This is a genomic window from Ensifer sp. NM-2, assembly GCF_003024455.1.
In the GTDB taxonomy this organism is placed as follows: Bacteria; Pseudomonadota; Alphaproteobacteria; order Rhizobiales; family Rhizobiaceae; genus Ensifer; species Ensifer canadensis.
This window is the reverse complement of sequence record NZ_PVZR01000001.1, coordinates 1,039,763-1,052,510: the sequence shown is the minus strand read 5'-3', so window position 1 is coordinate 1,052,510 and position 12,748 is coordinate 1,039,763. Positions and strand designations below refer to the sequence as shown.

Annotated in this window: 15 protein-coding genes; 6 read left to right on the top strand and 9 right to left on the bottom strand. The window is 61.7% G+C overall.

What is annotated here, in order from left to right; translation table 11 throughout:
* Positions 1 to 63: 63 nt before the first annotated feature.
* The 4 genes from C6558_RS05175 to C6558_RS05160 form a co-directional block, all read right to left on the bottom strand.
* On the bottom strand, positions 64 to 507 hold the full coding sequence (locus C6558_RS05175; RefSeq protein WP_025426343.1) for a membrane protein: 444 nt from the start codon (positions 505 to 507) through the stop codon (positions 64 to 66).
* Positions 508 to 679: 172 nt separating this feature from the next.
* Positions 680 to 2,065 (bottom strand): HAMP domain-containing sensor histidine kinase, encoded by a 1,386-nt coding sequence (locus C6558_RS05170; RefSeq protein ID WP_025426342.1) that lies wholly within the window; start codon positions 2,063 to 2,065, stop codon positions 680 to 682.
* Positions 2,055 to 2,726, bottom strand: coding sequence for a two-component system response regulator FeuP (gene feuP / locus C6558_RS05165; RefSeq protein ID WP_025426341.1), 672 nt, complete (start codon positions 2,724 to 2,726; stop codon positions 2,055 to 2,057). The genes C6558_RS05170 and feuP overlap by 11 nt, the downstream gene beginning before the upstream one ends.
* Before the next feature lie 42 nt (positions 2,727 to 2,768).
* Positions 2,769 to 3,023 (bottom strand): hypothetical protein, encoded by a 255-nt coding sequence (locus C6558_RS05160; RefSeq protein ID WP_025426340.1) that lies wholly within the window; start codon positions 3,021 to 3,023, stop codon positions 2,769 to 2,771.
* A gap of 896 nt (positions 3,024 to 3,919) precedes the next feature.
* On the opposite strand from C6558_RS05160, the gene C6558_RS40270 reads away from it, so the two are divergent.
* Together C6558_RS40270 and C6558_RS05150 are read left to right on the top strand one after the other, a co-directional pair.
* Positions 3,920 to 4,060 carry a hypothetical protein gene (locus C6558_RS40270; protein ID WP_164474924.1) on the top strand — a complete coding sequence of 47 codons (141 nt, stop codon included), beginning with the start codon at positions 3,920 to 3,922 and terminating at the stop codon, positions 4,058 to 4,060.
* Positions 4,061 to 4,382: 322 nt separating this feature from the next.
* The gene (locus C6558_RS05150; RefSeq protein WP_025426338.1) at positions 4,383 to 4,718 is read left to right on the top strand and encodes an MmcQ/YjbR family DNA-binding protein; all 336 of its coding nucleotides are present in this window, start codon (positions 4,383 to 4,385) and stop codon (positions 4,716 to 4,718) included.
* Between the two features lie 63 nt (positions 4,719 to 4,781).
* Here the strand turns inward: C6558_RS05150 and C6558_RS05145 are convergent, their stop codons facing one another.
* Complete coding sequence (locus C6558_RS05145; protein ID WP_025426337.1) at positions 4,782 to 5,291, bottom strand: GNAT family N-acetyltransferase; 510 nt, start codon at positions 5,289 to 5,291, stop codon at positions 4,782 to 4,784.
* A gap of 108 nt (positions 5,292 to 5,399) precedes the next feature.
* Positions 5,400 to 5,867: a YcgN family cysteine cluster protein gene (locus C6558_RS05140; RefSeq protein WP_025426336.1), complete on the bottom strand. Its 468-nt coding sequence runs from the start codon at positions 5,865 to 5,867 to the stop codon at positions 5,400 to 5,402.
* Between the two features lie 264 nt (positions 5,868 to 6,131).
* On the opposite strand from C6558_RS05140, the gene C6558_RS05135 reads away from it, so the two are divergent.
* The 3 genes from C6558_RS05135 (at position 6,132) to C6558_RS05125 (ending at position 9,612) form a co-directional block, all read left to right on the top strand.
* Positions 6,132 to 8,336, top strand: coding sequence for a transglycosylase domain-containing protein (locus tag C6558_RS05135; protein WP_025426335.1), 2,205 nt, complete (start codon positions 6,132 to 6,134; stop codon positions 8,334 to 8,336).
* Between the two features lie 150 nt (positions 8,337 to 8,486).
* Entirely contained in the window at positions 8,487 to 9,074 is a 588-nt protein-coding gene (locus tag C6558_RS05130; protein ID WP_025426334.1) for a DUF1214 domain-containing protein, read from the top strand.
* Positions 9,067 to 9,612 carry a membrane protein gene (locus tag C6558_RS05125; RefSeq protein WP_025426333.1) on the top strand — a complete coding sequence of 182 codons (546 nt, stop codon included), beginning with the start codon at positions 9,067 to 9,069 and terminating at the stop codon, positions 9,610 to 9,612. Before C6558_RS05130 ends, C6558_RS05125 begins: the two co-directional genes overlap by 8 nt.
* A 163-nt stretch (positions 9,613 to 9,775) precedes the next feature.
* On the opposite strand, the gene C6558_RS05120 is transcribed toward C6558_RS05125, so the two are convergent.
* The 3 genes from C6558_RS05120 to C6558_RS05110 all read right to left on the bottom strand — a co-directional run bounded on the left by C6558_RS05120 (position 9,776) and on the right by C6558_RS05110 (position 11,375).
* Positions 9,776 to 9,949: a hypothetical protein gene (locus C6558_RS05120; protein WP_164474925.1), complete on the bottom strand. Its 174-nt coding sequence runs from the start codon at positions 9,947 to 9,949 to the stop codon at positions 9,776 to 9,778.
* A 312-nt stretch (positions 9,950 to 10,261) separates the two neighbouring features.
* Entirely contained in the window at positions 10,262 to 10,546 is a 285-nt protein-coding gene (locus tag C6558_RS05115; RefSeq protein WP_025426332.1) for a hypothetical protein, read from the bottom strand.
* Between the two features lie 145 nt (positions 10,547 to 10,691).
* The gene (locus C6558_RS05110) at positions 10,692 to 11,375 is read right to left on the bottom strand and encodes an SH3 domain-containing protein (RefSeq protein WP_025426331.1); all 684 of its coding nucleotides are present in this window, start codon (positions 11,373 to 11,375) and stop codon (positions 10,692 to 10,694) included.
* A 294-nt stretch (positions 11,376 to 11,669) separates the two neighbouring features.
* Here C6558_RS05110 and C6558_RS05105 point away from each other — a divergent pair, with 294 nt between their 5' ends.
* Positions 11,670 to 12,740, top strand: coding sequence for a DUF2336 domain-containing protein (locus C6558_RS05105; protein ID WP_084814547.1), 1,071 nt, complete (start codon positions 11,670 to 11,672; stop codon positions 12,738 to 12,740).
* Positions 12,741 to 12,748 lie beyond the last annotated feature (8 nt).

Below are 12,748 nucleotides of genomic sequence, written 5' to 3'. Positions count from 1 at the left end.
ATTCCAACTCGAAAACCTGCAATGACAGAGATTTGAGGCGTTTCGCCGCAACCGGAAATCCGGTCAGCTGAGCGGCGTCCAGCTTCCGTCGGAATTCCGGCAGGCCGCACCACGCGCCGTCGTCGGTTGTCCCTTGACGGTCACGGTGTGGCTGTACTGGCGGCAGTTCTGCGAACCGACCTGATAAGGTGCGGCGGCGACGACCGAACCGGTGACGCTACGCCCCTGCCAGTTGACCGGCTGACCGCCCGGAGCAGCCTCCAGGGCGCGGTACTCGGCCTCGAGCGCACGCTGGCGGTCCGACGTTCCGATATCGAGATTGCTGAGCCGGCCGATAACGCCGCCCTGCAGGGCCGTGATGTAGGTCGTCGAAGACACGCTGCGGGTCGCGGTCGTGCCCAACCCGGCCGCCGCGGTCTGTCCGCCCGAGGTGGTGCTGCAGCCGGCAAGAGCCACCGCCGACGCGATCAACGCGATCCTGCCGCTGACGACAATAGTTCGTGTCATTTCTGCCTGGTTCCTCATGATCCGCGACATGTACTTTCTAACGCGGGGCTCCGCCTGCGCCGACCGGCGGGGCCGAGCGGAGACTTCCCTTTGATTTTCTTTTGGCATTCCCTGTTGGCAGAGGCAACTGGAAGGGCAGTCGACGCGATACTTTCGCGCGCCAGTGTGACACCTAAACCGCAGCCGGCAGCACGAGCTCGGCGCGCAGCCCGCCCTCTTCCCGGCGCGACAGCGTCAGCGTGCCCTGATATTCCCGTACGATTTCACTGACGATCGACAGACCGAGGCCCGTTCCCGGCTTGCTCTCATCCAGCCGCTTGCCGCGCTTCATCGCCAGCGCGATCTGATCCGGGTCGAGGCCAGCTCCGTCGTCGTCGACGTCGAGAACGATCCATTGCCGACCGGTTTCCTTTGCGTGCTCTTCGTTTGTAGCCGGACGAACATTCAGCCAGACCTCGCCCTTGGCGTGGCGAGCGGCGTTTTCGAGCAGGTTACCGACAGTCTCCTCGACATCCTGCAGCTCCATCGCTAGCACCAGGCCCGGCGGGTTGATCGACAGATGAACCTCTTTTTCCGGATTGAGCTTGCGCATCACGCGCACAAGCCGCTCCAGCGCCGGCTGCGCTTCTGTGCGGGCGAGAATGGATTCGCGCTGGGCGGCGATCCGCGCGCGGCTCAGATAGGATTGAACCTGCATCTGCATCGCATCGACCTGGTTTCTGACGAGTTCGCCATGCGACGCCTCAAGCACGCGGGCCTCGTTGAGGAGGACCGCGATCGGCGTCTTCAACGAGTGCGCGAGGTTGCCGACCTGCATGCGCGCCCGCTCGACGATGCGGCGGTTGCTGTCAATCAGCGCATTCACTTCGTTTGCAAGTGGCTGGATCTCGCGCGGAAAGGCACCATCGAGCCTTTCGCTTTCGCCGGCCCGGATCTTCTCCAGCGAGCGGCGGACCTGGTCGAGCGGTCTGAGACCGAAGAGAATGGTCAGCGCGTTCATGCCGAGCCCGCCGAGGCCGAAGATCGAGAGCGCGATGGTCAGATTGCGGGTAAAGCGGTTGATGTCCGCCTCTAGAACGTCACGATTGCCGGCAACGCGGAAACGGGCGGTGTGGCCCTGAATGTCGAGAACGACTTCGGTCTCGGCCACTTCGACCTCGTTTCCGAACGGGTCCTTGGTGGTGTAGAAACGGACGTAACCGGTATCGAAGGGGACTTCGTCGACGCTCGCGATCGGCAGCTTCGCGTTGCCGAGCGAGGTAGAAATCAGCGGCGGCGTGTCGAACTCGCCGATCGGATCGACGATCCAGTACCAGCCGGTCTGCGGCTGGGAGAAGCGCAGGTCGCCGAGCTGGGGACTGCCGGCAAGCACCGTCTTCTCATTGACCGAAATCGAGTTGACGACGTTGAAAAGCTGGGCACGCAGCAGGTCCTTGAAGCCGCGTTCCGATCCTTGCCGGTAGAGGGCTGAGATGACAACCCCGATCACCACCAGGGCAACGACGGCCCAGACGGTCGAAACCGCCAATACGCGGGCCGTAAGGGATCTAATTGCCATTGCCGGGCGCTTGCATGCGGTATCCGAGGCCGCGCACCGTCTCGATCAGGTCGTTGCCGATCTTCTTGCGAAGACGGCCGACAAAAACTTCGATCGTGTTGGAATCGCGGTCGAAGTCCTGATCGTACATGTGTTCGACCAGTTCCGTCCGGGATACGACCTGGCCCATGTGGTGCATGAGGTAGGAGAGCAGCCGGAACTCGTGCGACGTCAGCTTCAGCGCCGTTCCGTCGACGGTTGCCTTCGACCCCTTTGTGTCGAGCCGCACCGGGCCGCAGACAATTTCCGAGCTTGCGTGGCCGGCCGCCCGGCGGATCAGCGCGCGGATGCGGGCAAGCACCTCCTCGACATGGAACGGCTTGGCGACATAATCGTCGGCACCGGCATCGATGCCGGCCACCTTGTCGCTCCAGCGATCACGCGCCGTCAGGATCAGCACCGGCATGCTCTTGCCGCCGCCGCGCCATTTTTCAAGAACGGTGATGCCGTCCATCTCGGGCAGGCCGATATCGAGGATCACGGCGTCATAGGGCTCGGCATCGCCGAGATAGTGACCCTCTTCGCCGTCATAGGCCTGATCGACGACGTAGCCGGCCTCCTTCAGCACTTCGGCGAGCTGCCGGTTCAGGTTGACGTCGTCCTCGACTATCAGAATGCGCATTCGTACCCACTTTTCCTCTTTCGCACCGTCGTCACGGGCGAATTACATCGGCACCCTTACGGTCACCTTTTTCGGTCGCCCGCCATTGCCCGGCACAAGCACCGTGATCACGCACTGGCCATCGGACGTCGGCTGTGCCGACAGCAGTTCGCCGCCGGTTTCCGAAACGACTTGCTGAGCAGCCGCGCTGCAATCGCCGGCCACGCGGACGACAAAGTCCGTGGGCACGTTGACCTCAGGCGGAGCAAAGCCCGCAAGGCCTGCGGCAAGCGCGGCTATGATCACTGGTGAAGACATGAACGCACTTTCGACTTGGGAAGCATCATGGCAAAAGCAATAACCGATAGAGGCTGAATGGCAAATGAATGTCGGCCGCCCAGCCGGGCGAACAGCCACCTGTGAATGGCTGTATCCACAGTGACCCGACCGCAGATTGCAACGATTCCTTCGACGGTGAAACTCGACGGAAGAAAACCTCCGCCTGACAGCGGTCCGTGCCGAACATCGATCCGCTGCAGCGCCGTGCCAGCCGCCAATCAACGAGGCGCATTCCGCGACGGAGCCGCCGGCTTGACGATCAGCCATTTGTTAAGCCCTTCCTGCTATCGTTGGGTACTCGGTCGAGAACCAGATGGCCGCAGCCTCCGTCGCTCGGCTTACGGCAAGACTTGAAGTGGGCTCGAAATCCCGAGTCCTTTGAATCTCTTGGCCGCACATCTTCCAAAGTTGAGTCCGGCTCTTGCGGGGTTGAATGAGCGCGATCCGGCGAAGAGTCCGACCCCTCATCTAAGCCTCTGCATTGTTTGGTGTTGCCGCGCGCACGTCGGGCCTTCAGGCCGCCTCATGGGGTCAAATACTCTCATCTCACAGCCAGATCGCGATTATCGAAACGCCGTTCGCAACTGAACTTGCTCGCTTTGCGGTGACGTCGCGCACGCGCGCTATCAACCCACTACAGCGCCTGATCGCCAAAGCCGCTTGCTCAAAAGACCGCCCTCCCGACTCACCGAGCGCCAAATTGGCCCGCTGTCCCCGGTCGGCTGAATGCAACTGTGGATCATTGAAAAATTAATCGATTTAAAGATTTTTCAATCGTTTAAATGATTTAAGCCACTGATTTACAAAGCGTTTACGATGTGAAATTGTCCGCCCGTCAACTAGTCATGAATTTGCAACAGGCCCGGGAGGATCGGATGCAGACGCTCGTAAACAACCAGCCGGCATCTCAGCAGTCCAAGGTACCGCAGTCGCTGCTGGACCGTTTCGAAAGCGAATGGCGCGAAATGCGCTCAGCCACCCAGACAACACCGAAGCCCGTTCAGCCGGCTGAATAAGCCTGCGCTAGCGCGCGAGAATAGGCTTGTCGACACGACTATGCCCATCGACCTTAAAGCCGCCCGCGGTCAACGCCGCGAGCGGCTTTCGCTTTTTGGCTTAATGCAGCTCTAAGCGCCTTGTGTCTTGAAGAGCCTTCTCGTTCTCGGGGGTGATCGGTCGCATCCAGCTGGTATTCCCCCCGCCCGCGCAGCCCCAAAAGAAGCTGACAACGCTGTGAATCCCGCCTCCCGCGGTGGCGTATCGAGCCGCGCGTATGGCCAGCCGTGTGGCGATTTCCTGCCTTTTGGCCAATCGGAAAAACCGTGTTACTCTTTTTCCATGCTGACCGACGAGATTGAAAAACTGGCGCTGAGCCTGCCGGGAACGGAAGAAAATGCCCATTTCGGCACGCGGGACTTCCGTGTGGGCAAGCGCATCTTCATGTCTCTGCCCGAGGCAGGGCGGGCGGTTTTCAAGTTCACACCGGATCAGCAGCGCATGCTGCTGGAAATGGAACCCGGCGTCTGCGCTGCGGTCCCCGGTGGCTGGGGCAACAAGGGCTGGACCTCGCTCTACTTTGTCGAGGCCGACGAGGATCTCGTTCGCCAGTCGATGGAAACCGCGTGGCGCAATGTTGCCCCCAAAAGCCTGGTGAAGAAGAACGGCCGTCATTGACGCGGCCGGCATCGACGTTTCGAAAGCCGTCTGCAGACGACCTTCTATCCGCAGGCAATCGTCTCAGAGAACATAGTCGAAAAGCGTGACCGGCTTGTCGTGATACTCCGTCTGCGCGAACGGCCGCATGCCGAGTTTCTCCACGATTCTGATCGATGCCGCATTGGCCGGGCTGACGATAGCGGTTACGCGGCGTCCGGCGTGATGTTCCCGCGCCCAGCCGAAAGCCGCATGCGCAGCTTCGCTGGCATAACCGCGTCCCTGCGCCTCAGGCGCGATCGTCCAGCCGGTCTCCATCGTCCCGGTCAGGGCGGGAGAAATCTCGCGGCGCAGTTCCTGAAAGCCGACCTGCCCGACGAAGCGCCCGGAGCTTCTCTCTACGATCACGAAATAACCGAAGCCAAAGAACTGCCAGCCGCCCTCCTGACGCAAAAACCGCGTCCACATCTGTTCGCCGGAAAAGGGGGCCGGTGCGATATGACGAAGGATCTCTGGATCCGACCACATCTGCTGATAGGGCTCGAAATCCTCCAGCTGCGGTCTGCGGAGAATGAGGCGGTCGGTGCTGATCATCGGAATGCCTGAGAACGATGGAATACCACCGATCTCTAGCTGCTCTCCGCAGTGCCTGCAATGGCGCCCCGTTCCAAAACCGATTCCGCAAGGGCAGCTAACAGGCTGTTAACCCAAACTTTTCTCGCCGACTTCCAGCGGCCAGGTCACGAGGTAATCCTCGTAGTCCTCGATGTCGATGCCGTCTTCCGCAACGGTGCGGCCACGCACGGAAATGCCGGCGGTGTGCACCGTCTCGGCATCGCCCGAGAGCAGCGGATGCCACCAATAGAGGTCGCGGCCTTCCGCCACCAGCCGATAGCCGCAGGTCGGCGGCAGCCAGGTAATCTCGCGCACCGCGTCCGGCGTCAGCTGAATGCAATCCGGCACCGTTGCCTGACGGTTCGGATAGTCCTTGCACCGACAGCTCTCGCCGTCGAGCAGCGTGCAGCGGATCGAGGTCCAGGCGATCTCTGCCGTTTCCCAATCCTCGAGCTTGTTGAGGCAACAGAGCCCGCAGCCGTCGCAGAGGCTTTCCCACTCCGCGTCATTCATCTCGTCAAGGCTCTTCGCCTTCCAGAAAGGCATTTCGCCCATCGCCATCACACTTTCGTCAAATCGGTCGCGCTACTGCGCGGCACGTCTTATCAGACGTGCAAAGGTCACAGTAGCGATTTGAGTTGCTGCAGGTTTGTCCTTTAATCGGCGACGACCAAAGGAAACATGCAGGAGAGAAATTTCGCAGAAAATTGCCGGTTTTTTAAGGCCACCGGCGCGATATGCAAGTAGATTGGAATTTGACGCCGTGCAAATATCGCGCGGCACCGGCATGATGCCAAAAGCCTTCAGGACGTTGAGACCGTGCGGGAACCGAGGAAAGACGATAACCGGCCGAAAAAGCGGCACATCTTTCTGAGAATCGATTCCTGGATCGATTCGACGGTCTGGAATGCCGGGTTCAAACTCTCACAATGGTGGGAAGATACCACTATTTTCTTCCGCCGCTTCCGCGTCACGGGCTGGAAGAAGGCGGTCTTCGAGGTCCTCGGTGAAGGTATGACCTGGGGAACGGCCGGCTCGGTGCTGATGCTGGCTCTCGCTCTTCCGGCCTTCGAGGAGACCAAGGGCAACTGGCGGGCGCAAAGCGATTTCGCCGTCACCTTCCTTGACCGCTACGGCAACGAAATCGGCCATCGCGGCATCATTCACGAAGATTCCGTGCCGATCGACGAATTGCCGGATCATCTGATCAAGGCTGTGCTCGCAACGGAAGACCGGCGCTTCTTCGACCACTACGGCATCGATTTTCTCGGGCTCGCCCGCGCCATGACCGAGAATGCACGCGCCGGCGGTGTCGTCCAGGGCGGCTCGACGCTGACGCAGCAGCTCGCCAAGAACCTGTTCCTGTCGAACGAGCGCACGATCGAGCGCAAGATCAAGGAAGCGTTTCTGGCCATCTGGCTCGAATCCAACCTTTCGAAGAAAGAGATCCTGCGGCTCTACCTCGACCGCGCCTATATGGGCGGCGGGACGTTTGGTGCTGCGGCAGCGGCGCAGTTTTATTTCGGCAAGGCGATCACCGACGTCAACCTGGCGGAATCCGCCATGCTCGCCGGCCTCTTCAAGGCACCGGCGCGCTACGCCCCGCACGTCAACCTGCCGGCCGCCCGCGGCCGCGCCAACGAGGTTTTGACAAACCTCGTCCAGGGCGGGCTGATGACTGAGGGCCAAGTGATTGCGGCACGTCTCAACCCGGCAACCGTCATCGATCGCGCCCAGGTGAAGGCGCCCGACTTCTTCCTCGACTGGGCGTTTGACGAAGTGCAGCGCATCGCCCGGCCATTTGCCCAGCATTCACTCATCGTGCGCACCACCATCGACATGGGGCTGCAGAATGCGGCCGAGGATTCGGTCGAGTCCAGCCTTCGGCAATATGGCGAGAGCTTCCATGTGAAGCAGGGCGCACTGGTGATGGTCGAAAACGGAGGTCCTGTCAGGGCGATGGTCGGCGGCCGCGACTATGGCGAGAGCCAGTTCAACCGCGCCACGCGGGCGCTGCGCCAACCGGGGTCTTCCTTCAAGGTCTACACCTACGCGGCGGCCATGGAAAAAGGCATGACGCCGGAGACCATCGTCGTCGACGCACCGATCACCTGGCGCGGATGGTCACCGCAGAATTACGGCCGCAGCTATGCCGGCCGCATCACCATCCTGACGGCGATCGCTAGGTCGATCAACTCGATCCCGGTGCGCCTCGCCAAGGACAAGCTCGGCACGGAGCTGATCGCGCAGACCGCCAAGAACATGGGCATCGAAACGCCACTGCGCACCGACAAGACGATGCCGCTCGGCACCTCCGAAGTGACGGTACTCGACCAGGCGACGGCCTATGCCGTGTTCCCAGCCGGCGGCCTACAATCACGCCGCCACGGCATCAGCCAGATCCTGAATTATGACGGCGACATCCTCTACGACTTTTCCCGCGACGAACCGCCGGCCAGACGCATCCTTTCCGAGCAGGCCAACGCATCGATGAATTCGATGCTGACGCAGATCCCGGTGATCGGCACGGCACGCAAGGCGGCCCTCGACAACGGCATCGTTACCGGCGGCAAGACCGGCACCACCCAGGCCTATCGCGACGCCTGGTTCGTCGGTTTTACCGGTGACTACACGACGGCGGTCTGGTTCGGAAACGACGACTATACTTCGACCAACAACATGACCGGCGGTTCGCTGCCGGCAATGACCTTCAAGCGGCTGATGGATTATGCCGAACAGGGCATCGAGCACCGCCAGATACCGGGGATAACGTCCCCGGCGCCTGCACCGAGCAAGCAACCGGAGGTCGCCAATGCCAAGCCGGATGAAAATGCCCTGCCGCCGCTGGTGCGGCCGCGGTCGCTATCGGCAGACGTGACACGGCTCCTGCGTTCGGTGGGCGATACCTTCGAAAAGGCCCCCGCCTTGAAGGCGCCGGAAAGGAGCGGCGGCAAAGTCGCCGTACTCGGCGCCGCCGACGGCGGGTCCTCCCAACAGGCTCTCCCGAATGCCGCCAGCAATTGAACGCGCTCGAAACCTTGAATTGAACGGCCGGATCGATACCGGTTGCCAGGTCGGCGCGATGATCGCCGTTGCGTCGCGCGCCCGTTTGGGCGAGACATGGGCTGCGCGGCGCATTGCGCCTATGCATAACCATATTCGATAGAGCCGCCCTTGTTCCGAATTCCCCTCCTCGTCGCCCTTGCCCTTGCCATCGCCTTCGGCGGCGGCATCGCTTCAGCCGTCTGGGCGCTGAAGGCGACGGTCGGTTTCGGCTCGATCTCGATCGGCCCGTGGGTCGCCTTCCCCGAAGCACAGACCGAGAATGCCGACCCCTATGCCAAGGCACATCGCGCCCGGGCCGGCGAACTGCTCTATGGCGGCGCCGAAGGGCTGATGTTCATGGCACAGGTCGACGACAGGGGCGAGAAGCTGTCGGCCGCCTGCTCCTACGATGTCTCGGGGCTGACGCCGCAGGCGCGATTCTGGACGCTCTATGCAGCGAATGCCGATGGCGTGCCGCTGCGCCCCGGCTCGGATCTGCCTTCGGCGATCAACTCGTGGACGGTGCTGCGCGCCGAAGACAGTTCCTTCACCATCCATGTCTCGCCGAACGCCAAGCCGGACAACTGGGTAGCGTTACGGCATTCCGGAACCTTCCGGCTGGTCCTGACGCTGCTCGATACCCCGACGGCAGGTTCCTCCGGCCTTATCGATCTCGCCATGCCGAAAATCGTGAAAACGGGATGCGGCGATGCGTAGTGTTCTGTTCGCTTCCATCCTTGGTCTCGTGGGCGCAGCACTGCTGCATATCATCATCGTGCTGGTGCTGCCGCAATTTACCGGTCGCGACGCCTATACGCGCGTTCTCGGTCTTCTCGAGATGGACAGCTTCTTTTCTTTGACGAGTACCCCTGGACCGACCGGCCTCAGCAACGACGACCCTTATCTCCGCACGGCCGTCTGCAGCTTTTCGATCACCGACGGTCCGGCGCGGTTCCTCGCCAGAGGCGCGGTACCTTTCTGGTCGCTTGCGGTTTTCGACAGCGCATCGAATGAGGTCTTCAGCATGAACGACCACACCGCCGTCAACGGCAGGCTCGACCTCGTGGTTGCGACGCCGATCCAGCTGGTGGAACTGCGCAAGACGCCGCCGGAAGCTCTGGCACAATCGATCATGGTGGAGATGAAGGAAGAGGATGGCTATGCGGTGCTGCGCGCCATGGCGCCGCTCGACAGCTTCGAGGATCAGGTCCGGAACTTCCTGGCGGAATCAAGCTGCGAGCCGTTCCGTCGTTAGTCAGCGCAGTCCCTCGGACAGGGTACGCGGCCTTCAGCCTTGCCGTTCCTATCTCGATGTCGTGGAGAAGATGAACGCGACCGCAAGGGGCGGAGCGTTGTTGGCACAAGCAAAGCCGTGCGCAGGCCGGCCGATGCAGCCGACACATGGGCGGTGGATATAACTACTGCTTCTTGATCCGACGTCCGTCGGGCGCGGTTGGCTGCGGATCGCGGCCATCGAGACGCTCGTAGCGGATTCCGGTAAACAGAAGCACTTTTGCTCCGCCCGATATGGCCGGAGGTCTGCGTGGTGGCATTTGGACCTTGTGGTCCTGCATTCTGATCACGTCTGCCATGCTCGTCTCCATATAGGCTTGAGACGGATGAACTACCGTACAGATTTCACCCTGCCCTTTCGGGGCCAGCGCATTTTCCCGGGCAGTGCCCGGACAGGCGCGCTTTTCTCATCTTCTCCTTCTTCCGGTCGCCCGGAGGTTGCTGCTTGCTCAAGTGGTACAGACCAATCATAGACGGTCCGCTTCGATTGAGCCATAGGCTGGTTAACAGATGGTTAACGCCGCATCTGCACCCCTAACCTGTGGGAGTATGTCCCCCGGAAAAACAAAACACTGTATCCGGGGTAACAGCTTCGGGCGGAACGGGAATGGCTAGCGCCTGGACAACAGTCCAAACAGGAAGGAAACGCCGGCAACGGTCAGAAGCGTCGAAATCGGCTCTTCACGGACGCGCTCTCGCACCCGCTCGGTCATCAACTCCGCTTCGCTCTGAACAACCGCTTTTGCACCGGACCCGATCGCCGACACGCTATCGGTCAGCCGGGCAATCTCGGCGCGCAACTCGGCAATCTGCGCTTCCAACTCGACGCGAGCAGCCGATGCTTCGACTTCACTCTCGACCGTGTCACGCACCGCCTGCAGTTTCTTTTCTACCATTGCAACGCTCCTTCTCTTGCCCGCTTTCAACGCATCGCAACGGCAATGGTTCCGATCGAGAGCAGCGAAAATCCGAACGCCAACGAAAAACGGGCGGCCCTTGGGCCGCCCGTCCGAAAGCTGGGCGCATCGCCCACCACTCGCATCACTCCACGCAGGATGGGTCCATCGCCTGGCATCGAATCAATGGAACCGGGCGAGCGCCGCCGTAACCATCTTCGAAGTCCTCGCGCACGCGGGTGCCATCGCGGTCCCGTTGACGTTCCCAGTCGCGGCGGTCATCGCCGCCTGCCTGATCGTCCCAGCGCTCGCCGTCTCTGCGGTTACGCTCCCAGTCCTGCCGGGTGCGGTCGCGTTCCCACTCGCGGCGATCGCGGTCACGCTGACGTTCCCAGTCCCGCGGGCGACGGTTGTCGTCGACCCAATCCGGCCCACGACGCCACCGGTCACGGTCGCGATAGAAGTCACGGCCGCGATAGTTGCGGTCCCAGTAGCGATCGAATTGGAAGACCACCGTCGGGATACCGAGCGGGCGGTAATATTGCGGTTCGACATAGACCCTGTTGCGACGATAATCCGCCTGCACATAGCGTCCGGCGACCCAGCCGCGGCCGCCAAAGAAGGAAACGTCACACCAGGGCAGATCGGCAAGACAGCCGTGGATTTCGACGGCTTCTCCGGCCGGGATCAACGACACTGCCGGATAGCGCGTGCTCGGACCGGACCGCATATTGACGTTGGCGGTTGCAAACCCCTCTGCCGCCTCGGCAATCGCCGGCGCCAGGAAAAGCGCGCATATGGCCGCTGCGCGCAACACTATTTTCTTCACAGTAAGCTTTCTCCCATCGGAAGGCCCCTCTTCACTAAGCCCTCTTGCGTCGGCGGGCGTCCGGAACCCTTCACCGTCACCGCGATCACTTAAAGCCGCTTGTGGATTTTTTAAGGCTGGAAACGATCGAGCCCACAGGAAGCAGGGCTTTGCGATAGAAAGCGCACAAAATCACCAGCCGCTCGCACGCCGCAAGCCTGAATAAAGCCCCAACGTCCATAGTTAACAGTACGCTAACGCTTTTCTTTTATTTTTAGTGACGTGTGCCGTTCCGGATCGCCGGCAATGGCGATCATGTTTTGCGTGCAAGGATTTATCGTGACGGAACGCTTTCGTGAGTTGGAAAGGCCACAGACGGGCCGCTTGAAGGACGTCGTCCTGATGGCAACCGTCAGCGGTTTCGAAAGCCTGCGGATCCCTCGCAAGTCCGACATGAAGCAATTTTCCGAATTGTTCGAGCCGCTGTTCCTCGGCTCCAGCAGCGAAGCGCGCCGTCAGGCCGCCGCCGCGCTGTCGCAGTGCCCCCATGTTCCGGAGCCGGTCGCAGCCCTGATCGGCAGCATGCCGATCTCGATCGCCGCCATTTTCCTGACCCGTTCGCAGGCCCTGTCGGATCGAACGCTTATCGGCATCATCCGCCAGCAGGGAGCGGCCCACGCCGGTGCAATCGCCCGCCGCACCGCTCTGTCGCCTTCCGTGATCGATGCCCTGGTCGAGCACCACAACCCCGCCGGCCTTTCCGCCCGCCCGGACGTGCGGCAACAGACAGTCGCTGCGCCTTCAACGCTGGCCGAGCCGGATGTCGATGCTGCAAGGGCCGCGCGCGAGGAAACCTTGCGCACCGAAATCAAGACACTTGCCCGTGTCGCGGCGCACGAGGCGGCTGCCGCCGCATCTACCATTATACCGATCAGCACTACGCTAAGCGCCCTCCTGGTGCGCTTTGCCCGCAGCGGCGAGATCATCCTGTTTTCGCGTGCGCTGGCGACGGCGCTCGATGCCGGAGGGCACCTGGTCGAGCGCATTCTTCTCGACGTTTCCGGCCAACAGCTGGCGACGAGCCTGATCGCCCTATCGCTGCCGACCGACGATCTCACCTTCGTGCTGCAGTCGCTTTATCCGCACCTCGCCGAACGCATCGGCGGCACCACGCGCGCTGAAGCCTTGACCGGCGCCATGGACCCGACATCGAGCCGCGAACAGCTTGACGCCTGGCTGCAATCCGAGGAACGGGACGCGCCCGCGGCACGGCACCAGCCCTATCTTGCGGATGACCATGCCAATGATGCGTGCCAGCTGACCGTCCGCAAGGTAGCCGGGGCCGCCGGCGGCGCCAAGCCGCAACGGGTGTTCGGCCGCCGTTAGAGCGTTTC